This window comes from Paradevosia shaoguanensis (assembly GCF_016801025.1).
GTDB classification, from domain to species: Bacteria; Pseudomonadota; Alphaproteobacteria; order Rhizobiales; family Devosiaceae; genus Paradevosia; species Paradevosia shaoguanensis.
In genome coordinates this window covers 3,107,241-3,133,016 of record NZ_CP068983.1, presented here as the reverse complement: position 1 = coordinate 3,133,016, position 25,776 = coordinate 3,107,241, and the positions used below count along the sequence as shown (strand labels likewise).

The 25,776-nt window shown below is 63.8% G+C and carries 27 protein-coding genes; 14 read left to right on the top strand and 13 right to left on the bottom strand.

Annotated features, from left to right (window positions below):
* Positions 1 to 14: 14 nt before the first annotated feature.
* The gene (locus JNE37_RS14995; protein WP_203063575.1) at positions 15 to 794 is read right to left on the bottom strand and encodes a hypothetical protein; all 780 of its coding nucleotides are present in this window, start codon (positions 792 to 794) and stop codon (positions 15 to 17) included.
* A 339-nt stretch (positions 795 to 1,133) separates the two neighbouring features.
* Complete coding sequence (locus JNE37_RS14990; RefSeq protein ID WP_203063574.1) at positions 1,134 to 2,303, bottom strand: hypothetical protein; 1,170 nt, start codon at positions 2,301 to 2,303, stop codon at positions 1,134 to 1,136.
* Between the two features lie 212 nt (positions 2,304 to 2,515).
* On the opposite strand from JNE37_RS14990, the gene JNE37_RS14985 reads away from it, so the two are divergent.
* Positions 2,516 to 3,142 carry a helix-turn-helix domain-containing protein gene (locus tag JNE37_RS14985; RefSeq protein WP_203063573.1) on the top strand — a complete coding sequence of 209 codons (627 nt, stop codon included), beginning with the start codon at positions 2,516 to 2,518 and terminating at the stop codon, positions 3,140 to 3,142.
* Here JNE37_RS14985 and JNE37_RS14980 read toward each other — a convergent pair.
* On the bottom strand, positions 3,093 to 3,443 hold the full coding sequence (locus tag JNE37_RS14980) for a hypothetical protein (RefSeq protein ID WP_203063572.1): 351 nt from the start codon (positions 3,441 to 3,443) through the stop codon (positions 3,093 to 3,095). The genes JNE37_RS14985 and JNE37_RS14980 overlap by 50 nt on opposite strands.
* A 336-nt stretch (positions 3,444 to 3,779) precedes the next feature.
* A complete protein-coding gene (locus JNE37_RS14975) occupies positions 3,780 to 4,091 on the bottom strand; it encodes a hypothetical protein (RefSeq protein ID WP_035030357.1) in 312 nt (103 codons plus the stop codon).
* 168 nt (positions 4,092 to 4,259) lie between these two features.
* Between JNE37_RS14975 and JNE37_RS14970 the strand changes: the two genes are divergently transcribed.
* From JNE37_RS14970 to ureG, 13 genes are all read left to right on the top strand, one after another.
* A complete protein-coding gene (locus tag JNE37_RS14970) occupies positions 4,260 to 4,676 on the top strand; it encodes an META domain-containing protein (RefSeq protein ID WP_182399839.1) in 417 nt (138 codons plus the stop codon).
* A 215-nt stretch (positions 4,677 to 4,891) separates the two neighbouring features.
* Positions 4,892 to 5,719 (top strand): urease accessory protein UreD, encoded by an 828-nt coding sequence (locus tag JNE37_RS14965; protein ID WP_246513303.1) that lies wholly within the window; start codon positions 4,892 to 4,894, stop codon positions 5,717 to 5,719.
* A gap of 8 nt (positions 5,720 to 5,727) precedes the next feature.
* Positions 5,728 to 6,030 carry an urease subunit gamma gene (locus JNE37_RS14960; protein ID WP_035090808.1) on the top strand — a complete coding sequence of 101 codons (303 nt, stop codon included), beginning with the start codon at positions 5,728 to 5,730 and terminating at the stop codon, positions 6,028 to 6,030.
* Between the two features lie 9 nt (positions 6,031 to 6,039).
* Positions 6,040 to 6,345, top strand: coding sequence for an urease subunit beta (locus JNE37_RS14955; RefSeq protein WP_035030363.1), 306 nt, complete (start codon positions 6,040 to 6,042; stop codon positions 6,343 to 6,345).
* A gap of 122 nt (positions 6,346 to 6,467) precedes the next feature.
* On the top strand, positions 6,468 to 6,860 hold the full coding sequence (locus JNE37_RS14950; protein WP_035090805.1) for a hypothetical protein: 393 nt from the start codon (positions 6,468 to 6,470) through the stop codon (positions 6,858 to 6,860).
* Positions 6,861 to 6,871: 11 nt separating this feature from the next.
* Positions 6,872 to 8,581 carry an urease subunit alpha gene (gene ureC, locus JNE37_RS14945; protein ID WP_203063570.1) on the top strand — a complete coding sequence of 570 codons (1,710 nt, stop codon included), beginning with the start codon at positions 6,872 to 6,874 and terminating at the stop codon, positions 8,579 to 8,581.
* 151 nt (positions 8,582 to 8,732) lie between these two features.
* Complete coding sequence (locus tag JNE37_RS14940; protein WP_035030373.1) at positions 8,733 to 9,197, top strand: membrane protein; 465 nt, start codon at positions 8,733 to 8,735, stop codon at positions 9,195 to 9,197.
* Between the two features lie 65 nt (positions 9,198 to 9,262).
* Positions 9,263 to 9,631, top strand: a complete 369-nt coding sequence (locus JNE37_RS14935) for an MliC family protein (protein ID WP_203063567.1) — start codon at positions 9,263 to 9,265, stop codon at positions 9,629 to 9,631.
* Positions 9,632 to 9,646: 15 nt separating this feature from the next.
* Entirely contained in the window at positions 9,647 to 10,258 is a 612-nt protein-coding gene (locus JNE37_RS14930) for a hypothetical protein (RefSeq protein WP_052015059.1), read from the top strand.
* Positions 10,258 to 10,734, top strand: coding sequence for an urease accessory protein UreE (locus JNE37_RS14925; RefSeq protein WP_203063566.1), 477 nt, complete (start codon positions 10,258 to 10,260; stop codon positions 10,732 to 10,734). Before JNE37_RS14930 ends, JNE37_RS14925 begins: the two co-directional genes overlap by 1 nt.
* A complete protein-coding gene (locus tag JNE37_RS14920; protein ID WP_203063564.1) occupies positions 10,731 to 11,393 on the top strand; it encodes an urease accessory protein UreF in 663 nt (220 codons plus the stop codon). Before JNE37_RS14925 ends, JNE37_RS14920 begins: the two co-directional genes overlap by 4 nt.
* A complete protein-coding gene (locus tag JNE37_RS14915; protein WP_182399825.1) occupies positions 11,390 to 11,821 on the top strand; it encodes a DUF3995 domain-containing protein in 432 nt (143 codons plus the stop codon). The genes JNE37_RS14920 and JNE37_RS14915 overlap by 4 nt, the downstream gene beginning before the upstream one ends.
* Positions 11,818 to 12,450, top strand: coding sequence for an urease accessory protein UreG (gene ureG, locus JNE37_RS14910; protein WP_203063562.1), 633 nt, complete (start codon positions 11,818 to 11,820; stop codon positions 12,448 to 12,450). The genes JNE37_RS14915 and ureG overlap by 4 nt, the downstream gene beginning before the upstream one ends.
* A gap of 54 nt (positions 12,451 to 12,504) precedes the next feature.
* Here ureG and JNE37_RS14905 read toward each other — a convergent pair whose 3' ends face one another.
* The 9 genes from JNE37_RS14905 to JNE37_RS14865 form a co-directional block, all read right to left on the bottom strand.
* Positions 12,505 to 12,909 carry a hypothetical protein gene (locus JNE37_RS14905; protein WP_035030389.1) on the bottom strand — a complete coding sequence of 135 codons (405 nt, stop codon included), beginning with the start codon at positions 12,907 to 12,909 and terminating at the stop codon, positions 12,505 to 12,507.
* Positions 12,910 to 12,994: 85 nt separating this feature from the next.
* Positions 12,995 to 13,240, bottom strand: coding sequence for an EF-hand domain-containing protein (locus JNE37_RS14900; RefSeq protein WP_035030392.1), 246 nt, complete (start codon positions 13,238 to 13,240; stop codon positions 12,995 to 12,997).
* 630 nt (positions 13,241 to 13,870) lie between these two features.
* A complete protein-coding gene (locus JNE37_RS14895; RefSeq protein WP_203063560.1) occupies positions 13,871 to 14,611 on the bottom strand; it encodes a metallophosphoesterase in 741 nt (246 codons plus the stop codon).
* A 36-nt stretch (positions 14,612 to 14,647) separates the two neighbouring features.
* On the bottom strand, positions 14,648 to 16,678 hold the full coding sequence (glgX, locus tag JNE37_RS14890; protein ID WP_246513301.1) for a glycogen debranching protein GlgX: 2,031 nt from the start codon (positions 16,676 to 16,678) through the stop codon (positions 14,648 to 14,650).
* A 13-nt stretch (positions 16,679 to 16,691) separates the two neighbouring features.
* On the bottom strand, positions 16,692 to 18,323 hold the full coding sequence (locus JNE37_RS14885) for an alpha-D-glucose phosphate-specific phosphoglucomutase (RefSeq protein WP_203063556.1): 1,632 nt from the start codon (positions 18,321 to 18,323) through the stop codon (positions 16,692 to 16,694).
* Positions 18,304 to 19,764 (bottom strand): glycogen synthase GlgA, encoded by a 1,461-nt coding sequence (gene glgA / locus JNE37_RS14880; RefSeq protein ID WP_203066404.1) that lies wholly within the window; start codon positions 19,762 to 19,764, stop codon positions 18,304 to 18,306. Before glgA ends, JNE37_RS14885 begins: the two co-directional genes overlap by 20 nt.
* Positions 19,764 to 21,035 carry a glucose-1-phosphate adenylyltransferase gene (gene glgC, locus JNE37_RS14875; RefSeq protein ID WP_035030399.1) on the bottom strand — a complete coding sequence of 424 codons (1,272 nt, stop codon included), beginning with the start codon at positions 21,033 to 21,035 and terminating at the stop codon, positions 19,764 to 19,766. Before glgC ends, glgA begins: the two co-directional genes overlap by 1 nt.
* Before the next feature lie 25 nt (positions 21,036 to 21,060).
* A complete protein-coding gene (gene glgB / locus JNE37_RS14870) occupies positions 21,061 to 23,256 on the bottom strand; it encodes a 1,4-alpha-glucan branching protein GlgB (RefSeq protein ID WP_246513299.1) in 2,196 nt (731 codons plus the stop codon).
* A 5-nt stretch (positions 23,257 to 23,261) separates the two neighbouring features.
* On the bottom strand, positions 23,262 to 25,748 hold the full coding sequence (locus JNE37_RS14865) for a glycogen/starch/alpha-glucan phosphorylase (protein ID WP_035090782.1): 2,487 nt from the start codon (positions 25,746 to 25,748) through the stop codon (positions 23,262 to 23,264).
* Between the last annotated feature and the right edge of the window lie 28 nt (positions 25,749 to 25,776).

Genomic DNA, 25,776 nt, shown 5'->3' with positions numbered 1-25,776 from the left:
GCCTTCCGCAATCGTCAGTAGACGTAGACCGTCACGGTCTTGCCCGCCTGGTTGACGCCGAGCACGCGCCCGGCATTCGACTTGGCGCGGTTGAGCGAGGTGCTGATCAGCGGATCGCCCGCTACCGCCTGCTGCATCAGGCCGAACGTCTGGTTGCTCGCAGCCGCCGCCGCGAGGCTGGAGCGGGCCGAGGCGCAGACCTTGAGCGGCACGACCTCGATATTGGTCGCCTGCGACCAGCCATTGACCATGCGGTTCGAATACTTGCTGCCCGCAACGAGTTGCAGCACCTGGGCGCCATTGGCATTGGTGCAGCCCGGCCCGGTCACTGCGAATCCGGCAGCGCCGCCGCCACCGCCGCCGCCATTGAGCGCAAGGCCGCCGCCACCAAGGCCACCGCCTCCGGTGCCGCCACCCGTACCGCCATTGCCGCCACCGGTGCCGCCGCCAGTTCCGCCACCGCCGATTCCGACGCCGACCGTGGCAAGGCCGCCGACATTGGCGTTCACGCTCAGCAGGCCGCTATTGCCGCCACTCGTGACATTGGCCGTCGCCAGCGGGCTGGAGCCGCCGCCGACTCCCACGCTGGCAATATTGTTGGGGCTCGAACTGTTGCTGCCCAGGCCAACATTAACCACGCCATTGTCCTGCGCCGCGCCGCTATTGAGCGTGACCAGGCCGCTGTCGCCGTTGGTTCCGACCACACCAAGCAACGAACCCGCCGATGCGCCCGTCACAAAAATGGCCGATGTGAGCAAAAAAGACGCTGCAAGCTTGATTGAAATACGTGTCATAATGCCTCTCCTTGTTACCATGACGCAGATAAAATTACGTCATGCCACAGTAACGAACTAGACCACGGAGAAAGTTGCATTGAAACGCATTTTATGCGCAGCATTCTAAATGCTGTTTCGTAAAGCTTATGAGGAATATGGATTCAATTGAATTCTTCACACGACTCTTGACGCCGCGCCTAACAACAAGGGACGCGAAGCCGAAGCTCCGCGTCCCCGTCGGAGGCATCACCGAGGGAGCGTCAGCCCTCGACGCACCAACCGACTGCCGTGGTCCGAAACGGACCTCGCTGACGAAACGAAGCGCATCGCGAAAAGTTGCGACCTGGCGGCTCCGGGCTAGATCGTCCCGGTAACCCCAAGCACGAACTCGGTCTTTTCGTAGGTCTCGATCGTGTCAACATGTGACGTATGGCTGACCTTCGCCCGATAGGCGAAATGCGCGTTGAGGCTGTGCTCGAAAGCCAGCGCCAGCACCGTCTCGTCCGAAGTCATCGTCGGATCGATCAACCCCACCCGCATCACCCGCCCGGCGCTCGCAAGCACGGCGAATTCCGGCTGCAAGGCATAGCGCAACCCGACCGACAGCCGCCGGTCATGGCTTCCCGCCGCATCGAGATTGTCCACCAGCTCCACCCGCTGCCCCGCCACCGCCTCCAGGGACAGGCTGTCCGTCACCGCGAGCGCCAGCCGCAGCCGCGCATAAGGCAGCAGCAATTGCCGCTCGTCGACCCACACCACCTCGCCGCCCCCTTCGGCCAAAACGGTAACGCTCCCCCACCCCAGCTCGCCCCCGAGGCTCCCCCGCAACCTGCGCCCCGGCAATCGCCCCAGATCCACCTGGTCCCGCTCGGGAATATCGACGATCTCCCCCTCGACCTCCGCCAGCCCGACAACCGCCCCCAGCGCCTGCCGCACGCTCACCTGCCCTCGATATCGCGTATCGTCTGCCTGCAGCTTCATCGGCTCGAGCGGCAGCGTCGGAAAGCTCGCATCCCCATAGCGATGCCCACCCAGCTCGGCCCTTGCCTTGATTTCCGTGTCCCCCGCCCGCCACACCGCCTCCGCGCTCCCCTCCGCCGCGATCGAAGGCGTGCGCGTTGCGATGTAGAAACCCAGGAAGTTCCAGTCGTCCCCCACATCGGACACCTGCGCCGATACCGCGCCGCGCAGCAGCAGTTCCGGCGTCACCTGCCGCCCCACCGCCAGGCTCACCCCCAGCGACTGGTCGTTCTCGATCTCCTGCACCCGAAACCGCATGTCCTCGAACCGCACGCTCCCGCGCAGCGCCAGCTCCGGCGTTTCCGAGCCAATCTCGAGCACATGCACCTGCCGCACGAACGTATCCGGCTCGCCGATGCCGCTATCCGTGCCGTTGCTGGTAAACCCCGCCTCGATCTGCGACGTCGCCCGTGCGCCCAATTCCTCGCCCTGCGCCGGAAAATGCAATGACAGCAGCACGAGCGCGATCAATATCGATAGAATTACGTAGGGGACGTCTTTCCACATTCTGTGGACTCGATCTCGATGCACAATATCGATCAGATTGCCGACGCCGCTTTAACGAATGAGTAGCCATAAACTACGGATATCTACCTACGCACCGCGCTTCCGGATTAACAATAAGCCTCAATAATACCTCAGTAACCAATTGCATTAACTGTCATTTTCGCACGAGCCGGTCTTAGCTCGAACCCGGATTTGAACCAGGGAGACCGGAAATGAACCAGCCGCATGAGATCTGCGTGGCGCTTCGCTCCTACCGGATCAAGGCCCGGATCAAGCAGCAGGTCATCGCGCAGGCGCTCGGCGTCGCACAGAGCCAGATTTCGCGCTGGGAAAGCGGCCGCGAAATTCCGCGCCCGCATAATATCGAGGCCATCCGCCTGCTTTTGTGGGGCGACGCCGCCACCCCGCTGCAATCGCTGATCTACTTCGTCCGCACCTCGGCCCTGCCGCTCGTGCTCATCGACCAGTCACGGCAATTGCTGGCCAGCGGCCTGCCCTTCCAGGTTCCGGGCAACGATCTCGAACGCTTCGGCTGGGTCTTCGACGAAGCCACCAATCCCGAACTGCGGGAAGCTCACGGTCCTTATCGCGAGGCCCTCGCCGATCCCCGCGGCATTGTCGGGCTCGAACTGCGCGTGCCCTTCGAGTACCAGGGCGAGCCCTGGATCGGCATCTCCCACAAGACCATCTACGCCATAGACGGCAAGCCGATCTGCCTCGCCGATATCCGCTTCATGCGCGCAGCCAACGGCAACCAGCTCTCGCGGCCCACCATGCGGCGCCTGCCGGCTAATCATCCTGCAGACGCGCTTTCCTCTCTTGCGCGACGCGAGCATTGAGCCGGTCGCGCAGGACCTTCACCTCCCGCTGCAACGCCGCATTCTCGGCCTTGAGCTGCCGCATCCGCGACTCCGCCGCATCGGCGTGATCGATGCCGATCTCATGGGCGCGGATCACCACCTTCTGCCCGCCCGGCAATCGCGGCCTCGCGCCTGACGACAGCACATCCCACCAGCTCAGCCCCAGCCCCGAGACCAGCCGATGCGCCGCCAGCGCGGCGGCAGCGCGCTCCCCGGCATGGCTCGAGCCGAACATTCCTGCGATCCGGTTGAGCTTGGTGAGCGCTGCGGGTTTGAGCATGTCGGGCACCTCCTCTGCCACAACTCCCATATAGTCGCGCCACCGTGCCAAACCACCGCCGCGCTCGCATATTGCCCCTGCGCGCCACCCTCTTGCTGACCGCCATGGATTTGATAGGTTCAATATGCGGAAAACGAACCGCACCTCCCCCCAGATCACAGCCCCTCCAAAACAAGACCTCCCCGTTTCGCAGCGGGGCGAAACGAGGAGGAACGAGGCGACTGAAGCGCCTCGGGCGCCGCAACCCGTGCTGGGGCTAGCCGGGGTCCGCGCAAGGGAGGAGAAAATACCCGCCGGCAGGGCAGCGGCGGGTAGAGTTTGGAGGTCTTGGTGGGCTTACCAGGACTTCTTCTTGGGCTGGAGAATGTTGAGCAGGCCATTCTGGCCGGTAATGCCGATGCCGCTGAGCAGCGAATTGCCATTGGCATTGCCGTTGAGAATACCGCTCAGGATCGAGCTGTTGTTCCCGACGGCCACGGTATTGCCGTTGAGGATACCGATGCCGCCCACCGACACGGCAATATTGGGCGAGAGGATCGGCTTGCTGACATAGCCGCCACCATAGCTACCGCCATGGCTGCCACCAGCAAAGGATTGAGACGTAAGCGCCATGAGCGCAGTGACGGAAAGCACGATTACTGTCTTCATTTACTCATCCAATCTCATTTACGGGATCGGCCTCTGACGAAGGCGAGCAAAACATCGGCGATTTCTTGAAGCAATCCTTGCGACCGATTTTATGCATTTGATGCGCATTATGCGCGATATCGCCCTGATTAGCCGCTATGCTAACCATCTCGCTCAGGGAGAATACTGATGAAAACTGCAATCGCCTCGCTGCTGCTTCCGATGATCTTGGGTCTTTCCGCCCCTGCATTGGCTGATGGCTCCGCCTCCCTCACCGGCACCAATTGGCAATTGTCGAGCCTGGGCTCCACTGTTGCCGCCGAGGGCGTCAAGACCACGATGCAGGTCGCCGCCGACGGCACGGTCTCGGGCAATGGCGGCTGCAATGGCTATGGCGGCTCGGTGAAGGTCACCGGCAACCAGCTCGCCTTCTCGCAGATGCGCTCCACCATGATGGCCTGCGAGGAAAAGGCCATGCAGCAGGAACACGGCCTGCACCAGGCGCTCGAAGCCACCAAGTCCTTCGAGATCCAGGGCCAGACCCTGACGCTCCTTGATGGCTCTGGCGCGCCCACAGCCACTTTCGAAGCCGGCGCTCCCGCCTAAAAACCGGGCACGCCTGCCCACCGAACCGGCACCGCGGCTCATTTCCCTGACGCCGCCGGTGCCGGTCCTCCAGCCGAATACCGTTGGATTTCAGCCCGCTAGCTCCATGCACCCGCATCTGGCACGGCCCTTGCAAAATTCTCTCAGTGTCCATTAGGGACTGAAGGTAAGGTAGCCGACCAACGACGATGCTTGGGCTCGCAAGGACAGACGACGTGCTCGCCGCAGATAATCCCGGTCCTGCCATGCAGCGCGCCCGCGGCACTGCCCGCATCGGCACGGCCACCCGCAACGGCCAGACCGAACTCGCCACCCTCTACCAGGAGGGCTGCGCCAAGATCCGCCTGCCTCGCACCCATGACCGCAGCCTCCAGGCCGTGCTTATCAATACCGCCGGCGGCCTCACCGGCGGCGACAGCATCTCCTGGTCCGCCGAGGCCGCGCCCGATGCGCGTCTGGTGCTCACCACCCAGGCCTGCGAGCGCATCTACCGATCCCTCGGCCCCAGCGCCAACGTCACTACCCGCATCACTGTCGGCCCCGGCGCCCATGTTGATTGGCTCCCGCAGGAAACCATTCTCTTCGAGGAATCCCGGCTAGCCCGCAGCCTTGAGGTCGATCTCGCCGAAGGCGCCAGCCTCTGCGCCGTCGAGGCCGTCCTCCTCGGCCGTGACGCCATGGGCGAGAGCGCTCGCCGCGCCATTCTGGCGGACAGTTGGCGCATCAGGCGCAACGGTCGCCTCATTCATGCCGAAGCCACCAGAATTTCAGGAGATCCGGAGCGCGAAAGGGAGGGCCTTCCGCTGCTCCGCGGTGCCAAGGCGTTCGCCACCGTGCTTTATGCCGGGGCGAACGCCGAAGCCTGCGCCCATCGCGTACGCGCGGTCCTGCCCGACGAATCGAACATCGGCATGAGCCTCATCGGCGAACGCCTGATCGTGCGCGCGCTCGCAAATTCCGGCCTTGAACTCCGTCGGCGGATCGTTCCAATTATCGCCATGCTCGCCGCTTCCGGCAGCGTGCCGCGCCTCTGGTCTCTCTAGGAACCGCCATGAATCTCACCCCACGCGAAAAGGACAAGCTGCTCATCGCTATGGCGGCGATCGTGGCACGGAAGCGCCTTGAGCGCGGCGTGAAGCTCAACCATCCCGAAGCCATCGCGCTCATCACCGATTTCGTGGTCGAGGGCGCCCGCGACGGGCGTGCCGTGGCCGAACTCATGGAAGCGGGCGCGCACGTCCTCACCCGCGATCAGGTGATGGAGGGCATCCCCGAGATGATCCGCGATATCCAGGTGGAAGCCACCTTCCCCGACGGCACCAAGCTCGTCACCGTCCACCAGCCCATTCGCTAGGAGCCAGCGATGATCCCAGGCGAAATCATCACCCGGCCCGGCGATATCGTGCTCAACGCCGATGCGCCCCAGATCACGCTCGAAGTCGCCAATGCCGGCGACCGCCCGATCCAGGTCGGCTCGCACTACCACTTCTACGAGACCAATGCCGGCCTCCGGTTCGATCGCGAAAAGACCCGCGGCATGCGTCTCGATATTCCCGCCGGCACCGCCGTCCGCTTCGAGCCAGGGCAGACCCGCGAAGTCCGCCTCATCCCGCTCTCGGGCGCCCGCATCGTCTACGGCTTCCACAAGAAGATCATGGGCAAGCTTTGAGCGCCTTGCGCCACGACCGGCTGGCAGCTTCCTCCGATCCGCACCCCGGCGTTGCCGGGCTGCACTTGACTTGTGGCCGGTTCCGCTCTCTTTCCCCCGTTGTATTCAAAGCGAGGGTGATCATGAGCGCCGAAAAAGAACTGAAGCAGCGTCTGGCCTTGGTCCTGCACGATCTCAAGGAGAGCGGCACGGAAGATGGCGAGGCCATGTTCTTCCTTGGCAACTTTGCCACGCGCATCTGCGACAAGGCCGGCAAGGTCGGCTGGACCGATGTGAAGAAGAACCTCACCCAGGTTGATTACGATCTCCTGCTCAAGGAATTCGAGACCCAGGGCAACCGCCTCTACCAGGAGGGGAACCTCAAGGCCGCCTACGCCGTGCAGGCGCTGGCGCTGTCCCTCATTGCCCACACCCAGGGCGACCAGCACATCAGGTCCGGCGCCGCCCTTCTCGATATCGTCATAGACGCTGCCATCGGCAATTTCCGCAAGCACGCCAAGCCGAAGGCCAACTAGCCGGAGTCATCATGCCAGCCCGCATTTCCCGCGCCACCTATGCCGACATGTACGGCCCTACCACTGGCGACAAGGTGAGGCTGGCAGACACCGAGCTTTTCATCGAGGTCGAGAAGGACCTCACCATCTACGGCGAAGAGGTCAAGTTCGGTGGCGGCAAGGTTATCCGTGACGGCATGGGCCAGAGCCAGGTGACCCGCGCCGACGGCGCAGTTGACACCATCATCACCAACGCGCTGATCGTGGACGTCACCGGCATCTACAAGGCCGATGTCGGCCTGCGCGACGGCCGCATCAGCGCCATCGGCAAGGCCGGCAATCCCGATACCCAGCCCGGCGTCACCATCGTCATCGGCCCCGGCACCGAGGTCATCGCCGGCGAAGGCCGTATCCTCACTGCAGGCGGCATGGATGCCCACATCCACTTCATCGCGCCCCAGCAGGTCGAGGAATCGCTCGCGAGCGGCGTTACGACCATGCTCGGCGGCGGCAGCGGCCCGGCCCACGGCACGCTCGCCACCACCTGCACCGGCCCCTGGCACATCCACCGCATGATCGAAAGCTTCGACGGCTTCGCGATGAACTTCGCGCTCGCCGGCAAGGGCAACGCCTCGGCCCGCGCCCCCATCGAGGAGATGATCCGCGCCGGCGCCTCCTGCCTCAAGCTGCACGAGGACTGGGGCACCACGCCCGCCGCCATCGACACCTGCCTCTCGGTCGCCGATGACTACGACGTGCAGGTGATGATCCACACCGACACCCTCAACGAAAGCGGCTTCGTCGAGGATACCATCGCCGCTTTCAAGGGCCGCACCATCCACGCCTTCCACACCGAAGGCGCGGGCGGCGGCCATGCGCCCGACATCATCAAGGTCGCCGGCCTTCCCAACGTCATCCCGTCCTCCACCAACCCGACGCGCCCCTATACGCACAACACCATCGCCGAGCATCTCGACATGCTCATGGTGTGCCACCACCTCTCGCCCTCAATCCCCGAGGACGTCGCCTTCGCCGAAAGCCGCATCCGCAAGGAAACCATCGCTGCTGAGGACATCCTCCACGACATGGGCGCGCTCTCGGTCATCTCGTCGGACAGCCAGGCCATGGGCCGCGTCGGCGAGGTGCTGATCCGCTGCTGGCAGACCGCCGACAAGATGAAGCGCCAGCGCGGCGCCCTGCCCGAAGAAACCGGCGACAACGACAATTTCCGCGTCAGGCGCTACATCGCCAAGTACACGATCAACCCCGCCATCGCCCACGGCATGAGCCGGCACATCGGCTCGGTCGAAGTCGGCAAGCGTGCTGATCTCGTGCTCTGGAGCCCCGCCTTCTTCGGCGTGAAGCCCGAAATGGTGCTGCTCGGCGGCTCCATCGCCATCGCCCCGATGGGCGACCCCAACGGCTCCATCCCCACCCCGCAGCCGATCCATTACCGCCCGATGTTCGCCTCCTACGGCAAGCTGCGCACCAATTCCTCGGTCACCTTCATCTCACGGGCCGCGCACGACGATGGCCTCGCCGCCCAGCTCGGCGTCGCCAAGGCGATGATCCCGGTCGAGAACACTCGCGGCGGCATCGGCAAGGCTTCGATGGTCCACAACAGCGCCACGCCGCATATCGAGGTCGATCCCGAAACCTACGAGGTCCGCGCCGACGGCATCCTCCTCACCTGCGAACCCGCCACTATCCTGCCGATGGCACAGAGGTATTTCCTGTTCTGAAAGCGGCTGCTACCAATTGATGCAGCTGATTTGGGGGGAGATCGGCTCATGCGTCATTCGTCTGGCGCTCCGTTACTTGCCCAACGCATAGTCCCACGGCCTCCCCGGCCGTTTCTTCTGCGCAACAAGCATCCGTAGGCGGAGGTTTCGAATGTCTCTCTACGTCTTCGCACTCTTGATCGGTATCGTCGCCGGCCTGCGCGCCTTCACCGCGCCCGCCGTGGTGAGCTGGGCTGCCTATCTCGGCTGGATCGACCTAGGCAACACCTGGGCCGGCTTCATGGGCGCCACCATCACCCCATGGATTTTCACGGTCCTCGCCGCCATCGAGCTGGTGACCGACCAACTGCCCAATACGCCCAGCCGCAAGGTCCCGCCCCAGTTCGCCGCCCGCGTCATTTCCGGCGCCTTCAGCGGCGCCGTGCTCGGCGTAGCCGGCGGCTCCTGGATCGGCGGCCTCATCGCCGGCGCCATCGGCGCCGTCATAGGCACGCTGGGTGGTGCGGCTGTCCGCGGCTGGCTCGCGGGCCTTTTCCGCTCCGATCGCCCGGCCGCTCTCATCGAGGATGCAGTCGCCATTCTAGGCGGTCTCTGGATCGTTTGGGCTTTCGTTTAGGAAGAGGTGTCACAGTTCTGCCGGAAGCCACAGATTATGCTGGGTAAAATCACCAGGAGACCGCCATGAGAACCGCAGCCGCCGCTCTGATTTCGCTCAGCCTTGTCGCGCCAGCTCTGGCCATCGAACCCACGATGCAGATCGTAATCCCGCTCGGCGCCAATGCCCAGCAGGACCTCAAGACCTACCAGTGCGAGGGGATCGACGAGCCGCTGGCCGTGCAATACGTCAATTCCGAGCCGACCTACCTCGCCTTCGTGCCGGTGGAGGGCGAAAAACGTCTCTTCGTCAGCGCTTTGGCAGCATCCGGCGTCAAATATGTCTCGGGACAATATGTCTGGTGGACGAAGGGGGCGTCCGCCGACCTCTATGACGAGACCAAGGGCGAGGATGCGCCGCCCATTTCCTGTACCGAAGTCACCGATACGCCCTGATCTGCAAGGAGTGCCATGGAGCCGGCAAGCTTTCCGTCTGAACTGTTTCCCCATATCCGCATCGTCATGGGTATGGTCGTCGGTCTGGGCATCACCAAGCTTCTGACGGGGCTGGCCACCTTCATTCAGCATCCCGGGCGCATCAAGCCCTACCCCATCCACCTCTTGTGGGTGGCAACGCTCCTGCTTGAACTCGTCCACTTCTGGTGGTGGCAATACGCGCTCTACGGCATTTCCTCGTGGACCTTCGCGCTCTTCGTCTTCCTCATCGGCTACGCCATCGTCCTCTATTTCATGTGCGCCATCCTCTTTCCGGATCGCGTCGATGAATACGATGGCTACGAGGGCTATTTCATCTCGCGCCGGAAGTGGTTCTTCGCGCTCTTCGCCTCCACCTTCATCTGCGACCTGGTCGACAGCCTCGTGAAGGGCCCGGAATATTTCTCGCGGTTCGGCTACGAATATTACATCCAGGTTCCGGTCGGCATTCTGTGCTGCATCATTGCCATGTGGACGGCAAATCGCCGCTACCACCTGGCTTTTGTCACCATCCACCTGATCTATCAGCTATCCTGGATTCTGCGCCTCTTCTATGCAGTGCCCGTCGCCTTCGCCCAGGGACATTGATGCTTCGCGTCCACGCCTACATTCCTGCTGCGGACGTCAGATCCGCCCCCTACGATACCATCGTCCTTGAAGCCGACGAGCGGCGTCTCCGCCGCAAGGTGCTGCGCCTCATGGGCGGCGATGAAATCCTCATCGATTTTCCCGCCGCCATCACGCTCAGCCACAAGGATGCGCTCGAACTCGAAGACGGACGCCTCGTCGGCATCATTGCCGCAGACGAACGCCTCTACGAAATCCGCGGCCGCGACCGGACGCATCTCGTCCGCCTCGCCTGGCACCTGGGCAACCGCCACCTGCCCGCCCAGCTCGAGGAAGCGCGCATCCTCATCCGCCGCGACCACGTCATCGCCGAAATGCTCAAGGGCCTCGGCGCCACCATCAGCGAAATCGAGGCGCCCTTCTCGCCCGAGCACGGCGCCTATCACGATCACAGCCACGGCTCCGCACAGGGCCACGCGCTCCTCTACCGCAAATGACGACGCCCCAGGCGCTCCAACGCCTCCTCACCTGGCTGTCGCCCGCCTTCCCGGTGGGCGCCTTCGCCTGGTCGGCCGGCCTGGAAACCGCCATCGCCGAGCGCGCCGTCCATGACGCTGCCACCACCCGGGTCTGGATAGACGGCAATCTCCATCATGGCGGCCTGCGCACCGACGCCATCCTCCTCGCCCACGCCCATCGCGCCGTCGGCGATCCGCACGCTCTCGGCGAACTCGCCGATCTCTGTCTCGCCCTGACGCCATCGAGCGAGCGCCATCAGGAAACCCTCGCCATCGGCACCGCCTTCCTCGCCGCTGCCCGTGCCTGGCCCTCCCCGCTTCTCGATAACCTCCCTGCCAACTGCCCCTACCCGATCTCCGTGGGCGCCAGCGCCGCGGCCAACGACATCGCAGTCGAGGATGCGATCATCGCCTTCCTCTCATCCGCCGTGCAAAGCCAGGTGTCCGTCGCCGTCCGCCTCATCCCGCTCGGCCAGACCGCCGGCCTTGCCGTCATCGCCGCGCTTGAACCCCACGTCACCGCCTTGGCTGCAACGGCCGTCGCGGCAAGCCTTGCGGATATCGGCTCGATAGCCTACGCCACCGACATCGCGCAGATGCGCCACGAAACCCTCGGCACCCGGATTTTTCGCTCATGAACATGGTCATCGCCTCGCTGGTCTGCATCGCGTTGCTGGCTGTGTCGCTGGCCCATTTCATGTGGGCCTTCAACCGCCCCTGGCCGATCCGCGACCGCAAGCTCCTGGCAAAGACCGTGGTCGGCTTCGCGGGCGTTGAAACCATGCCGCCCTGGTACATGTCGCTGGGCGTCGCCATCCTCACCTTCCTCGCCGCCTTCTTCGTGCTCGCCCTTGCCGATCACACCGGTGGCGGCCCGACGACCACCCTCATCGGCGCGCTTATCGGCCTCGTCTTCCTCGGCCGCGGCATTGTCGGCTACCTGCCTTTCTGGCAGCGCCTGACCCCGGAAGAGCCCTTCCGCACCAACGATTTCAGGGTCTATTCTCCCCTTTGCCTGCTCGTCGGGGCCGGCTTTTTCGCACTGGTTTTCATGAGGCTTGCATGAGCACGCAGAACGGCCCGCTTCGCGTCGGCATCGGTGGCCCGGTCGGCTCCGGCAAGACGACCCTTTGCGAAATGTTGCTCAAGGCCATGCGTGATCGCTATTCCATGGCCGTCGTCACCAACGACATCTACACCAAGGAAGATGCCCTCATCCTCGCCCGTGTCCAGGCGATCTCCGAGGATCGCATCGTCGGCGTCGAAACCGGCGGCTGCCCGCACACAGCCATCCGCGAGGACGCCTCTCTCAACCTTGCGGCCATCGACGAGCTCAATCGCAAATTCCCCGATCTCGATGTCATCCTCATCGAATCCGGCGGCGACAACCTGGCGGCCACCTTCTCCCCCGACCTTGCCGACATCACCATCTACGTGATCTCCGTGGCCCAGGGCGAAAAAATCCCGCGCAAGGGCGGCCCCGCCATTTCGCGGTCCGACCTGCTGGTCGTCACCCATACGGACCTCGCGCCCTATGTCGGCGCCAGCCTCGATGTCATGGAAAGCGATACGCAGAAAGTGCGTGAAGGCCGGCCCTACGTCTTCACCGACCTGCTTCGTCGCGAAAGCCTCGATGAGATCATCGCCTTCATCGAGCATGCCGGCGGCCTGCAGCCGGCTCGCGCCGCGGAATAGAAAAAGCGCCGGATACCGCGGAGTATCCGGCGCCTCCTCATCTCAGCTAGGGTTCTAAAGGAACGCGACTTCCCCGTTCGATACGCCGACGACGCGGGCGGGGCTGACGTGGTTCTTCTTGGCCCAGGCCTTGAACTTGCTGTCGCCATTGAGCGCTGTATGCAGCTTGGCGATTCCGGCCTTGTCGGCCTTGGCGGCCGCCTCGATCATCTTGAGATCCTTGGCGCCATAGGCCTTGCGCAGATCGACGATCTTGACTGCCTTGGCGGTGTCGATCCCCGAAATGTCTGCCGCACTCCACCGCCCGACGAGGCCGCTGGGGTCGGTGACCGGCGCCATCTTCATCGCCGCCGGCTTTGCCGGAGCTGACGCGGCGCTTGCCGCAAAGGCACCGCTCGCCGGCACCGCGACGACCGCTGCAAGAACAAGTGCAGTGGCAAGCTTGCTGATATTGATCATCTTAAGCTCCGTAGGAAACTGAACCGTTCCGCCAGGGCGGGGCCAGGATGGGGGCAACACGGCCCCACCCGGCGGAAACGTGCCGTTAGGCCAGGGTCTTCATCCAGGCGTCGAATTCGGTCTTCGACAGGGTGCCGTCATGGTCGGCGTCGGCCTTCTTGAACTGATCGTCGGTCAGCTTCGGATAGACGGCCTTGAGCTGGGCTTCGGTGATCTTGCCGGACTTGGCGGTGTCGATCTTGGCATAGTCGAGAGCCGGGGCCGCAGCGAACGCCGTCACCGGGACAGCCGCGATGAGGAGGGCAGCAGAGATCTTGAGAAGGGATTTCATTTCAAACTCCGAAAGACGTTTCTTGGAGATTGGCCGTCGGCTTATGCCAGGCGGTCGTCGGCGAAGCACCGTCGACGGGCTGTATGAAGCACCCGCTCATGGGCGGAATTTCGGAAACATTTAGAAATGTTCAAGACACAATAACGTCGGATTTGCGTCTTTTGGAACGTGTCCAAATACGGCCATGATTGCCGCAATCTGAGACCCTCAACTGTGGCAAACCTGCCCCAAACCCTAAGAAATCTCACGCATTCGTGAGGCTGGCGGGCTTCAGGCGCTCCGTGCCTGTCCGACGCTTCAGTGTTGCTTCCCGCCAAACGTCGAAATTGTTTCTGAATCGTACGGATCAATCCCGGATCGCAAGAAGGGCAGCCAACTTGTCCCCGCTCCCTGAAGCCAGGCTACAATCCCTGAGCCCCTGCTCACCCCGTCAATTCAGGCACGTCGGAGACACCCTCGAAAACAGTCCTCAAAAGCAGTCCAAAACCCCGCAAAATCCACGAAACATCGCCAAAGATGCCCCGAAATTCATTCAAAATTTAACGATTTGCGGCCCCTGAATCCCATTCAACATCATATAAATCAAAGACTTACTGGAGAAACGTCATTCAAAACACTTAAAAAAACGCACTAGATCGCCAGCGACACCACATGGCTCACCAGCCCGTCCGCGTTGAACGCGTGGACCATCAGCCCCGGTGGGTCGACGCTGGCCGGCTCCCCGCGTCCATCGATGATCAGGGGATTGACCCGCGTCAGCGACGGACACATCAGCGCCGGCACCTGCCCGATCCGCGCGAACATCGGCCTGTGCCCATGCCCGCAGACCACCCCCGCCACCGGGTCGCTCGCCTCCGCCAGCACCCTGGCGAAGCCCTCCGCGTTCCGGCACATGTTCCGGTCGAACGCGCTCATCCCGGTCGCGAAGGCGTTCTGGTGCATCATGATGATCGTCGGCGCGGTATCGCCGGCATTGAGCTGCTCGGCGAGCCAGTCGAGATGCGGCCCCGCATCCCCATGCACTGCGCCCGGCACCGTCACGTCCAGCCCGATCAGCCGCACGCCCTGGTCAAACTCGTGGCAGAAATTCATTGGCCCCTCGTCGGGCCAGTAATCGTGTTCCGGAAACGCTTTCCGCATCGCCGCCCGGTCATCGACATTGCCCGGCACCATGAAGATCGGAAACCGCAGCCCGGCAAAGGCAGCCTTCACCAGCTCGTAGCCACGCTCATGCGGCTTGTTGGAGATATCCCCGCTGATCACCACCGCATCCGGCCGCAACCCGCCCAGCCACAACATCGCGTGGTCGAGCGTCACCAGGGAGGCGGCGCCCTCGAAGGCATGGATATCGCTGATCTGCGCAATCAACACGTGGGTCTCGCCTCCGTGCGTCGGGCAATCAGCGTGTCATTCCTGCGGGTTGCTGTCCACTTGGCCTTCCGGTGGACGCACCAGCGCCAGCACCGAGCGCGGCGGCAGCACGGTCTTGCCTTCGGCCACCGTCACCTCCACCTGGTCGTCCGAAACCAGCCCCACCGCCCACTCGCCTTCCGGCAGCCTGGCCTCCTGCGCCTCGGCCTTGCGATTGAACCAGACCAGCACCTGGTCGCCCGCGATGTTGAGCTGCATGCCCAGCACGCTCGCCCCCACCGCGTTCCAGTCGCCCTCGTTCATCTCGCGCCCATCCGGATGCAGCCACACCACGTCGCGCACCCCGTGCCGCTCCTGGCCGGTGAGGAAATGGTCATTGGTCAGCGCCGGATGCGCCTTCCTGAAATTGTGGAGCGCCGCCACATAGTCGACCAGCACGCCATCGGCGTTCTCGAAGTCGAGCCAGGTGATCTCGTTGTCCTGCGCATAGGCGTTGTTGTTGCCCTGCTGCGACCGCCCCAGCTCGTCGCCCTGTTGCAGCAGCAGCGAGCCGCGCGACACGAAGAGCGTCGCCAGCAGCGCCCGCACGTCGCGCTTGCGCGCCGCGATGATCGCCTCGTCGTCGGTCGGACCTTCCGCGCCATTGTTCCACGACGCGTTATTGTTGTGCCCGTCCCGGTTTTCCTCGCCATTGGCCTCGTTGTGCTTTTCGGCATAGGAGACGAGATCCGCCAGCGTGAACCCGTCGTGCACCGCCAGCAGGTTCACCCCCGCCGATGGCTTGCGCCCCGCGAAGTTGAAGATCTCGGCCGAACCCGACACCTTGCCTGCCAGCGCGCCTATCCGGTTGTCGTCCCCTCGCCAGAAGCTGCGGACGTCATCGCGATAGGTGTCGTTCCACTCCCGGAATTCCTTGCCGAACTGCCCGAGCTGATACCCGCCCGGACCTGGGTCCCACGGTTCCGCCACGAGGATGGCCTTCGAGAGCAGGGGATCGCCTTTGATCATCTGCAACATCTGGGCGTTCGGGTTGAACCCGGGTTCACGCCCCAGTACCGGCGCCAGGTCGAAGCGGAAGCCCGAGACCCCGCCCACCTCGATCCAGTAACGCAAACTCTCGATCACCAGCCGCTGCGTCGCCGGATGGTCGCAGCGCAGCGTGTTGCCAGTGCCGGTGTCGTTGACCAGCACCTGCTGCCCGTCAGCCTCGACAAACCGATAATAGCTGCGTGCATCGAGCCCCTTGAGACTGAGCACCGGCCCCTGATCGTCGCCTTCCCCGGTATGGTTGTAGACCACGTCCAGGATCACCGAGATACCGTTCTTGCGGTAGAGGTCGGTCATGTTGCGCAGTTCCTGGATACCGCGCGGCGCGAGGCGCGGGTCCGGCGCAAAATAGGTCACGGGGTTGTAGCCCCAGGCATTGGTGAGCCCCAGGATCGGCAGGTGTGCATCGTCGATGAACGCCGCGATCGGCATGAGCTCGACCGTGTCCACCCCAAGGTAATGCAGGTGGTCGATGATCTGGTGCGTCGTCAGCCCCGCTATCGTCCCCCGCAGCGCGCCCTGCACGCTGGGGTGGCGCATGGTGTAGCCGCGCACGTTGAGTTCATAGAACAATCCCGGCTGCTTGCGCCGCGGCGTCGCCGGCTCGGAGGTCTTGCCGACCACGATCGCCTTGGGCACCAACGGCGCGGTATCGACCGCGTCCTCGCGCGGCAGCCTCAGGCGCGGGCTGCGCACGAAGGGCCGGTCGAGCCGCCGGGCATAGGGGTCGACCAGCAGCTTGTTCGGATCGAAGAAATAGGCTTGCGCCGGATCGTAGGGACCATCGGCACGGAAGCCGTACTTGGTCCCCGCCCCGATCCCAGCCACGAGGCCGAAATGGATATTGTCCTCATGCCCGTCGAGCTCGAACCGGGCGATCTCCTTGTCTAGCTCGTCATAGAGCGAGACGAAGAGCGCCGAGGCGGTCTCCGAATAGACGGCGAAGTTGACGCCTTCGGCGGTGACGGTGGCGCCAAGATGTTCGGCGCTCCCGCCATGGGGAACGAGCGTGGGCTTCACGTCGGTAGGATCCTCAGGTGATGACGTCGGGCGCCTGGCGGCCCGTACGGGCCTTGATACCGGCAAGCTGCTCGGCGAGAGCGATGAGAGGTTCGAGAGCGGCTTGGGTCTCGAGATCGTGCTGCCCATCGGCTGGCTCATATCGTTCGACATAAAGCCGCAACGTCGCCCCGACGGTTCCGGTTCCACTCAGCCGCAGGACGATGCGCGAGCCATCCTCGAAGCCGATGCGGATGCCCTGCTTCGGGCTGACCGAGCCATCGATCGGATCGGTATAGGAAAAGTCGTCCGCGTAGGAAACCTTGAGGTTGCCGAAGCTCTTCCCGACAAGCCCGGGCAACTGCGCCCGCAGGTCATCGACCAGCTTGTTGGCGATCGCGGCATCCACCTCCTCGAAGTCGTGGCGCGTATAATAGTTGCGACCATAGGTCTTCCAGTGCTCGCGCACGATCTGGTCGACGCTCTGCTTGCGCGCCGCGATGATGTTGAGCCAGAGCAGCACCGCCCAGACGCCATCCTTCTCGCGCACGTGGTTGGAGCCGGTACCCGCGCTTTCCTCGCCGCAAACGGTCACCCGTCCGGCATCCAGCAGGTTGCCGAAGAACTTCCAGCCCGTCGGCGTCTCGTGCATTTCGATGCCGAGCTTCTCGGCCACCCGGTCCGCCGCCGAGCTCGTCGGCATAGAGCGCGCGATACCGGCAATGCCGGCCGCATAGGCCGGCGCCAGCGGCGCGTTGGCCGCGAGGATCGCCAGCGAATCCGAGGGCGTCACGAACCGGTTCTTGCCGATGATGAGGTTGCGGTCGCCGTCGCCATCCGAAGCCGCCCCGAAATCCGGGCCATCCGCCGACATCAGGAGGTCATAGAGGTCCTTGGCATAGACGAGGTTCGGGTCCGGGTGTCCGCCACCGAAATCGGGCGACGGTACGCCGTTAATGACAGTGCCCTTGGGCGCGCCGAGGATGTCCTCGATGATCCGGTGGGCATAGGGCCCGGTCACCGCATGCATGGCGTCGAACTGCATGCGGAAGCCACTCTTGAAGAGGCTGGAGATCGCTTTGAAGTCGAAGAGCGTTTCCATCAACGCCGCATAGTCGGCAACCGGATCGACCACCTCGACCACCATGTCGCCCGACTTCTGCGTACCGATGCGGCTGAGATCGACATCGGGCACATCGGCAATGCGATAGGCGCCGATCACCTTGGACCGCGCGAACACCGCCTCAGTGATCGACTCGGGGGCCGGCCCGCCATTGGCGATGTTGTACTTGATGCCGAAATCGCCGTCCGGCCCGCCAGGATTGTGGCTGGCCGAAAGCACCAGCCCACCGAAGGCCTTGTAGTGCCGAATGAGATGGGAGGCCGCCGGCGTCGAGAGCAGGCCGCTCTGCCCCACCATCACCTTGCCGAACCCGTTGGCGGCCGCGATCTTGATGGCCTTCTGGATGGCGACGTCATTGTAGAACCGCCCGTCGCCGCCGATCACCAGTGTCTTGCCCTGCCGGTCCTCGAGCACGTCGAAGATCGACTGGATGTAGTTCTCGACGTAATTGGGCTGCTGCCAGACCGTTACGCGCTTGCGCAGCCCCGACGTGCCCGGCTTCTGGTCCGCATAGGGCTTGGTTTCAATCGTCTTGATCGACATCGCGTTTTACTCCGATCAGCCCGGCATAGAGGTCGGCATAAAGCTCCGCACTCGCTGCCCAGGAAACATCCGACTTCATGCCCCGGCGCTGAATCTTGCGCCAGGTCTTCTCGTCGGCAAACATGTGTATGGCCTTGCGAATGGCCTCGTAGAGCGCATGGGAGCTGTCGGCATCATGCTGGAAACCCGTCGCCACGCCCGCGCTCAACGCTGCCGGGTTCGCATCCACGATCGTATCGGCCAATCCACCGATCCGGCTCACCACCGGCACGCAGCCATAGCGCAGCCCATAGAGCTGCGTCAGCCCGCAAGGCTCGAAGCGCGATGGAATGAGAATGGCATCCGCCCCGCCCTGCATGAGATGCGAGAGTGGTTCGTCATAGCCGGTCACGAGGCTGACCTTGCCCGGATGCCGCGCCGTCGCCTGGCGGAAGCCCTCTTCGAGGTGCGGCTCGCCCGAGCCCAATACGCACAGCCGCCCGCCCATGGCTACCAGCCCATCGAGCACCTGGATCAGCAGGTCCATGCCCTTCTGCCCGGTGAGGCGGCTGACGACGCAGAACAGCGGCCCCTCGTCGCCATCGAGCCCGAAACGCTCGACCAGCGCCTGCTTGTTGACGCGCCGCTGATGAACCGTCGCGGCGGTGTAGTTCTGCTTGAGCGCCGGGTCGGTCGCCGGGTCCCAGGTATCGATGTCGATGCCGTTGAGGATGCCGAACACGGTATCAGCGCGCCCGTTGAGCAACCCCTCCAACCCCATGCCGAAAGCCGGCGTCCTGATCTCGTCGGCGTAGTTGGGGCTCACGGTCGTCACCACGTCCGCGCATTCGAGCCCCGACTTGAGGAAGCTCACCCCACCGTAATACTCTACCCCGCCAAGCCCATAGGCATGAGCCGGCAGCCGCAATTGCGGGAAGATGTCCGAGCCGAACGAGCCCTTGAAGGCGATGTTATGAACCGTCATCACCGTCTTGATGCGATCGGACGGACCGAACTTGATATAGGCCGGCGTCAGCCCCGCCTGCCAGTCGTGGCAATGCAGCACCTGCGGCCGGTAGCCATCGACAAGCCCCAGCGCCAGTTCGCTCGCCACCCACGAGAGCGCCGAGAACCGCTTCCAGTTATCCGGCCAATCCCAGCCGTCCGGCCCCATGTAAGGGTTGCCCGGCCGGTCATAGAGATGAACCGCCTCGATGGCGATGATGTCGAGCCCTCCGGCACGGCCGGCCAAGAGACGCGCCGGCCCACCCCAGAGATCGACGATCTCCGCTACCTGCCGCCCGCCCTTGAGCTTGTCGAGCACGGCGGGGTAGCCGGGCAGCAGCGTGCGCATGGTGACGCCGCGTGGCGCGAGCGCCGCCGGCAACGCACCGGCGACATCCGCCAGCCCACCCGTCTTGATCAGCGGATAGGCCTCCGAGGCTACCGAAAGAACTTCGATCATCGGCCCGCCAGATACTTGTCGATCATCGGCTGGGTGATGAGCGTCACGCCCTCTTCCGTGCGCCTGAACCAGCGCGCATCGAATTCCGGGTCCTCGCCCACGACCAGCCCGTCCGGGATCTGCACGCCGCGGTCGATGACGACCTTGCGCAACCGCGCGCCCCGCCCGATCTGGCAATAGGGCAGCACCACCGCCTCGTTGAGCTCGGAATAGGAGTGCACCCGCGCGCCGGTCGAGAGCAGCGTGCGATGCAGCATGCCGCCCGAGACGATGCAGTCGCCCGAAACCAGCGAGGACACCGCCGAGCCGCGCCTTCCGTCCACATCATGGACGAACTTGGCGGGCGGGGTGATCTCCGCATAGGTCCAGATCGGCCAGTCGCGGTCGTAGAGGTCGAGCTGGGGCACGACGTCCGTCAGGTCGATATTGGCCTTCCAATAGGCGTCCACCGTCCCGACGTCGCGCCAATAGGCCACGTCCTCCTTGGAGGAACGGACGCAGGAGCGCGTGAAGCGGTGCGCCCAGGCAGTGCCGTTCTTGACGATGTAGGGAATGATGTCCTTGCCGAAATCACGGCTCGACCCCTCGGTCGCCGCATCGCGCCGCAACTGCTCCATGAGGAACCGGGTCTCGAAGACATAGATGCCCATGGAGGCGAGCGCCAGGTCGGGTCGATCGGGAATGCCCGGCGGGTCTTTCGGCTTCTCGATGAAATTGACCACCCGATCGCGCCCGTCCACGGCCATCACGCCAAAGCCTGAGGCTTCCATGCGCGGCACCTCAAGGCACCCGATGGTCACGTCCGCGCCCGTATCCACGTGCTGGCGGAGCATGATTTCGTAGTCCATCTTGTAGATATGGTCGCCCGCCAGCACCACGATGTAGCGCGCGCCGTAATCCTCGATGATGTCCATGTTCTGGTAGACGGCGTCGGCCGTGCCCGCATACCACATGTCTTCCGACACGCGCTGGCTGGCCGGCAGGACGTCGAAGCTCTCGTTACGCTCGGGCCGCAGGAAGTTCCAGCCGCGCGACAGGTGCCTGATGAGGCTGTGCGCCTGGTACTGCGTCGCCACCGAAATGCGGCGGATGCCCGAGTTGAGGGCGTTGGAGAGCGCAAAGTCGATGATGCGCGACTTGCCGCCGAAATAGACGGCCGGCTTGGCCCGCCGGTCCGTCAATTCCATCAGCCGGGTGCCGCGCCCCCCGGCCAGGACATAGGCCATTGCCTCGCGTGCCAGAGGCGATGGGGTCCGATAATCAGCCATATCTCAAGCCCTCCCGAAGCCCGGATTACTCCGGGTCGTATTTCAAGATCAGTGTAGCGAGAGGCGGCAGGTAGACCTTTGCCGTAGCGGGCCACCCGTCACCGGAATTCTTCTGCGCGATGATCGCGCCCTGGTTCCCTTTGTTCGATCCGCCATACCAGCCGGCATCGGTGTTGACCCGTTCAACCCACCGTCCGGCCTGCGGCATTGGCAGGCTATAATTCTCCCGTGGCACTGGCGTGAAGTTTGAGATCACCACTACCGGGTCCTCGCCTGGCGCACGCCGCGTCCAGGCCAGAACCGAATTCTGGTAGTCGTTTCCGATGATCCATTCGAAGCCTTCCGGCTCGCAGTCGCGCGCATGGAGCGCGGGCAGTTCGCGATAGGCGCCGTTGAGGTCCCCGATCAGCCGCCGCACGCCCTCATGCATGCTGGCATCGAGCAACCACCAATCGAGCGCTTTGCTCTCGTCCCACTCGTCGCGCTGGGCGAACTCCTGGCCCATGAACAGCAGCTTCTTGCCCGGGTGTCCCCACATGAAGGCGTAGTAGGCCCGCAGAGCCGCGAATTGCTGCCAGTCGTCGCCCGGCATCTTGTTGAGCAGCGAGCCCTTCCCGTGCACGACCTCGTCGTGGCTGAGCGGCAGCACGAAGTTTTCCGAGAAGGCGTAGATGAGCCCGAAGGTCATGTCGTTGTGGTGGAACTTGCGGTGAATGGCCTCCCGGCTCATGTACCGCAGGGTGTCGTTCATGAACCCCATGTTCCACTTGAACCCGAAGCCCAGCCCGCCAGTATGCACCGGATGGCTGACGCCCGGCCAGGCAGTCGATTCCTCGGCGATCATGAACGTGCCGGGATGGAGCCGGTAGGCCTCCTTGTTCACCCGCTTGATGAACTCGATGGCTTCCAGGTTCTCGTTGCCGCCATGCTTGTTGGGTATCCATTCCCCGGCGCGGCGCGAATAATCGAGATAGAGCATCGAGGCCACGGCATCCACGCGCAGCCCGTCGATGTGGAAATATTCGAGCCAGTAGAGCGCGTTGTTGACGAGGTAGCTCACCACCTCCTTGCGCCCAAAATTGTAGATCGCCGTGTTCCAGTCCGGGTGGTAGCCCTTGCGCGGATCAAGGTGCTCGTAGAGCGCGGTTCCATCGAACCGGGCAAGCCCGTGCTCGTCGGTCGGGAAGTGCGCCGGCACCCAGTCGAGGATTACCCCGAGCCCGGCTTCGTGCGCAGCATTGACCAACCGCGCGAACCCGGCCGGATCGCCGAAGCGCGAGGTCGGCGCATAGAGCCCGATCGGCTGGTAGCCCCATGAAGGATCGAACGGGTGCTCGCTGACCGGCAGCATCTCGATATGGGTGTAGCCCATGTCGGCCACATAAGGCACGAGCTGCTCGGCAAGCTGGTCATAGGTCAGGAAGCCGCCATCCGGCCGCCGGCGCCATGAACCCAGATGCACCTCGTAGATGGACATAGGCTCGCGCCGCCAATCCTTCTTGCGGCGCTCCTCCATGTACTCGGCATCGGACCAGGTGAAGGGCGTCGGATCGGGCACGACCGAGGCCGTTGCCGGCCGCATTTCCGATTGCCGCGCAAAGGGATCGGACTTGAGCGGCACGAGCTCCCCGTCCTTGCCCACGATCTCGTATTTGTAGAGCGTTCCCGTCCCCAGCACCGGGATGAACACTTCCCAGATGCCGGTATCGAACCGGCAGCGCATCGGGTTGCGCCGGCCGTCCCAATCGTTGAACGGGCCGACCACGCTCACGCGCTGGGCATTGGGCGCCCAGACCGCGAAATGCGTGCCGTGGATGCCCTCGAACTCCATCTCGTGGGCGCCCAGTTTGTCGAAGAGCCGCAGGTGGCTGCCTTCGGCGATGTAGTAGTCGTCCATCGGTCCGAGCACGGGACCGAAGCTATAGGGATCGTAGACGTCCCATTCCCCGCCCGTATTGCGGGCGTGGTAGCGGATGGGTCCGCGCTTGTCGATATCGACCCGCCCCTCGAAGAAACCAGCCGGATGCCGGGGCGTCAGCGCCCCCAGTTCCTTGCCGTCGAGGGTGAAGGCATGCACGGTCTCTGCATGCGGAATGAAGGTGCGCAGCACCCAATCTTCGCCGATGCGCTGCAGGCCCAGGAAACCGAACGGATCCCTATGCGTGCCATTGACGACCGCCTCGACGTCCTTCGGGTCCGCCTGCCAACTCGCCTTAGCCACGCGCGCTACTCGCCCCCAGTTACCGGTACGCTCCAGATGTCTTCGGCATATTGCCGAATGGTCCGGTCGGACGAACTCCATCCCATATTGGCGGTGTTCCTTATGGCCATGGAATACCATTTGTCGGGGTTATTCCAGAGCTTATCGATCTCGCGCTGCTTGGCGGCGTAGGCATCGAAATCGCGGGCGACGAAGAACCAGTCATGGTCGTAGAGCCCGCCGACAAGATCGCGATAGCGATTGCGATCGTCCGGCGAGAAGAGACCCGAGGAGATCGATTCCAGCGCCTCCTTGAGACGGGGCGAATTGTCGATCGCCGAACGCGGCACTTCGCTGCGCGCACGACGCTCGGCCACCTGCTCGGCGGTGAGCCCGAAGATGAAGATGTTCTCCGGTCCGACATTGTCGCGCATCTCGATATTGGCGCCATCGAGCGTGCCGACGGTCAGCGCGCCGTTGAGCCCGAACTTCATGTTGCCGGTGCCCGACGCCTCCATGCCGGCCGTCGAGATCTGCTCTGAAAGGTCGGCTGCCGGGATGATGGTCTCGGCGAGGGACACGTTGTAGTTGGGCAGGAACACCACCTTGAGCAGCCCGCGCACCGACGGGTCGTTGTTGATGACCTTCGACACGTCGTTGATGAGCTTGATGATGAGCTTGGCGTTCCAGTAGCCCGGGGCCGCCTTGCCGGCGAAGACCTTGACGCGCGGCACCCAGTTCCGTTCCGGATGCGCCCTGATATCGTCGTAGAGCGCCACCGCCTCGATGATGTTGAGCAGCTGGCGCTTGTATTCGTGGATGCGCTTGATCTGGACGTCAAAGAGCGCGTCGGGCGAGACCACGACACCCATCCGCTCGCGGATGAGCTCGGCCAGCACCGCCTTGTTGGCGCGCTTCACCGCCGCGAACTGCTGCTGGAAGTTCGGATCGCCCGCATGAGCGTCGAGCGCCTTGAGCAGGGTCACATCATCCTGGAAGTCCGGGCCGATCCTGTCGGTGATGAGCCGCGTCAGCCCCGGATTGCATTCGAGCAGCCAGCGGCGCGGCGTGATGCCGTTGGTCTTGTTGTTGATGCGGTTCGGATAGAGCGTGTGGAGGTCCTTGAAGACCGTCTTCTTCATGAGCTCGGTATGGAGCGCGGACACGCCGTTGATCGAGTGCGACCCGACAAAGGCGAGCTGCCCCATGCGGACGCGCCGTCCGGCATTCTCGTCGATGAGCGAGATCGAGGCGATCTGCCCGTCGTTGAAGCCGGCGCGGTTGCGGGCGTCGGCCAGCACCTCGGCATTGATCGCGTAGATGATCTGCATGTGCCGCGGCAGCAGCCGTTCGAGCAGGGCCACCGGCCAGGTCTCGAGCGCCTCGGGCAGCAGCGTATGGTTGGTGTAGCCGAAGACGCCGCGACAGATGTCCCAGGCCGAAGAGAACTTCATGCCATGCATATCCATGAGGATGCGCATGAGTTCGGCCACGGAGATCGCCGGGTGGGTGTCGTTGAGCTGCACGGCCACCTTGTCGGGCAGCGAGCCCAGGTCGCCATATTGCTGAAGATGCCGACGGACGATGTCCTGGAGCGAGGCCGAGGAGAAGAAGAACTCCTGGCGCAGCCGCAATTCCTGGCCGGCCGGCGTCCCGTCGGCCGGATAGAGCACGCGGGTGATAGATTCCGCCTTGGCGCTCTCTTCGAGCGCGCCGATATGGTCGCCCGAATTGAACTTGTCGAGGAGGATCGGATCGATCGGTTGCGCGCTCCAGAGCCGCAGAGTATTGACCCGCGCCCCGCGCCAGCCGACAACCGGCGTATCGAAGGCGACGGCCAGCACGTGGTCGGACGGCCGCCATTCCTGCCGCACCGTGCCATCGGGCTCGGTGATGGGCTCGACATGGCCGCCGAACCCGATCTCGTAGGAGCTCTCGCGACGCTCGAACTCCCAGGGATTGCCGTGCGCCAGCCATTCCTCGGGCAGCTCGACCTGCCAGCCCTCGCTCATTTCCTGGCGGAAGAGACCGTGGACGTAGCGGATGCCGTAGCCATAGGCCGGGATCTTGAGCGTAGCCATGGATTCCATGAAGCACGCGGCGAGGCGTCCGAGGCCACCATTGCCGAGCGCCGCATCGGGCTCGAGCGTGATGAGCGAGCTGAGGTCGACATCGAGCGACTTCAGCGCGGACTGCACCTGCTCCATGATGCCGATATTGCTCATGGCATCGCGCATGAGCCGGCCGATCAGGAATTCGAGGCTGAGGTAGTAGACCCGCTTCTTGCCCGTGCGCCAGGTGTCGCGCGAGGATTCCATCCACTGATCCATGATGCGGTCGCGCACCGTCAGGATCGTGGCGGTCAACCAATCATGCGGACGCGCTACTGCCGGGTCCTTGCCGACGGAATAGGTCAGCCTCTCCAGGATTTCCTGGCGAAGCGTCTCAACCGACGACGTGCGTGGTTCGGGACGAGGAGCATTGGAGTCGATAACGAGTGGCTGTTCGGCCATTCCGCTTATCCGTGTTCATAGCAATGTT

What these genes read in the sequence shown, in the direction of transcription:
- JNE37_RS14995 (WP_203063575.1), bottom strand. Translation starts at nt 794, where the DNA reads ATGACACGTATTTCAATCAAGCTTGCAGCGTCTTTTTTGCTCACATCG.
- JNE37_RS14990 (WP_203063574.1), bottom strand. Translation starts at nt 2,303, where the DNA reads ATGTGGAAAGACGTCCCCTACGTAATTCTATCGATATTGATCGCGCTC.
- JNE37_RS14985 (WP_203063573.1), top strand. Translation starts at nt 2,516, where the DNA reads ATGAACCAGCCGCATGAGATCTGCGTGGCGCTTCGCTCCTACCGGATC.
- JNE37_RS14980 (WP_203063572.1), bottom strand. Translation starts at nt 3,443, where the DNA reads ATGCTCAAACCCGCAGCGCTCACCAAGCTCAACCGGATCGCAGGAATG.
- JNE37_RS14975 (WP_035030357.1), bottom strand. Translation starts at nt 4,091, where the DNA reads ATGAAGACAGTAATCGTGCTTTCCGTCACTGCGCTCATGGCGCTTACG.
- JNE37_RS14970 (WP_182399839.1), top strand. Translation starts at nt 4,260, where the DNA reads ATGAAAACTGCAATCGCCTCGCTGCTGCTTCCGATGATCTTGGGTCTT.
- JNE37_RS14960 (WP_035090808.1), top strand. Translation starts at nt 5,728, where the DNA reads ATGAATCTCACCCCACGCGAAAAGGACAAGCTGCTCATCGCTATGGCG.
- JNE37_RS14955 (WP_035030363.1), top strand. Translation starts at nt 6,040, where the DNA reads ATGATCCCAGGCGAAATCATCACCCGGCCCGGCGATATCGTGCTCAAC.
- JNE37_RS14950 (WP_035090805.1), top strand. Translation starts at nt 6,468, where the DNA reads ATGAGCGCCGAAAAAGAACTGAAGCAGCGTCTGGCCTTGGTCCTGCAC.
- ureC (WP_203063570.1), top strand. Translation starts at nt 6,872, where the DNA reads ATGCCAGCCCGCATTTCCCGCGCCACCTATGCCGACATGTACGGCCCT.
- JNE37_RS14940 (WP_035030373.1), top strand. Translation starts at nt 8,733, where the DNA reads ATGTCTCTCTACGTCTTCGCACTCTTGATCGGTATCGTCGCCGGCCTG.
- JNE37_RS14935 (WP_203063567.1), top strand. Translation starts at nt 9,263, where the DNA reads ATGAGAACCGCAGCCGCCGCTCTGATTTCGCTCAGCCTTGTCGCGCCA.
- JNE37_RS14930 (WP_052015059.1), top strand. Translation starts at nt 9,647, where the DNA reads ATGGAGCCGGCAAGCTTTCCGTCTGAACTGTTTCCCCATATCCGCATC.
- JNE37_RS14925 (WP_203063566.1), top strand. Translation starts at nt 10,258, where the DNA reads ATGCTTCGCGTCCACGCCTACATTCCTGCTGCGGACGTCAGATCCGCC.
- JNE37_RS14920 (WP_203063564.1), top strand. Translation starts at nt 10,731, where the DNA reads ATGACGACGCCCCAGGCGCTCCAACGCCTCCTCACCTGGCTGTCGCCC.
- JNE37_RS14915 (WP_182399825.1), top strand. Translation starts at nt 11,390, where the DNA reads ATGAACATGGTCATCGCCTCGCTGGTCTGCATCGCGTTGCTGGCTGTG.
- ureG (WP_203063562.1), top strand. Translation starts at nt 11,818, where the DNA reads ATGAGCACGCAGAACGGCCCGCTTCGCGTCGGCATCGGTGGCCCGGTC.
- JNE37_RS14905 (WP_035030389.1), bottom strand. Translation starts at nt 12,909, where the DNA reads ATGATCAATATCAGCAAGCTTGCCACTGCACTTGTTCTTGCAGCGGTC.
- JNE37_RS14900 (WP_035030392.1), bottom strand. Translation starts at nt 13,240, where the DNA reads ATGAAATCCCTTCTCAAGATCTCTGCTGCCCTCCTCATCGCGGCTGTC.
- JNE37_RS14885 (WP_203063556.1), bottom strand. Translation starts at nt 18,323, where the DNA reads ATGTCGATCAAGACGATTGAAACCAAGCCCTATGCGGACCAGAAGCCG.
- glgC (WP_035030399.1), bottom strand. Translation starts at nt 21,035, where the DNA reads ATGGCTGATTATCGGACCCCATCGCCTCTGGCACGCGAGGCAATGGCC.
- JNE37_RS14865 (WP_035090782.1), bottom strand. Translation starts at nt 25,748, where the DNA reads ATGGCCGAACAGCCACTCGTTATCGACTCCAATGCTCCTCGTCCCGAA.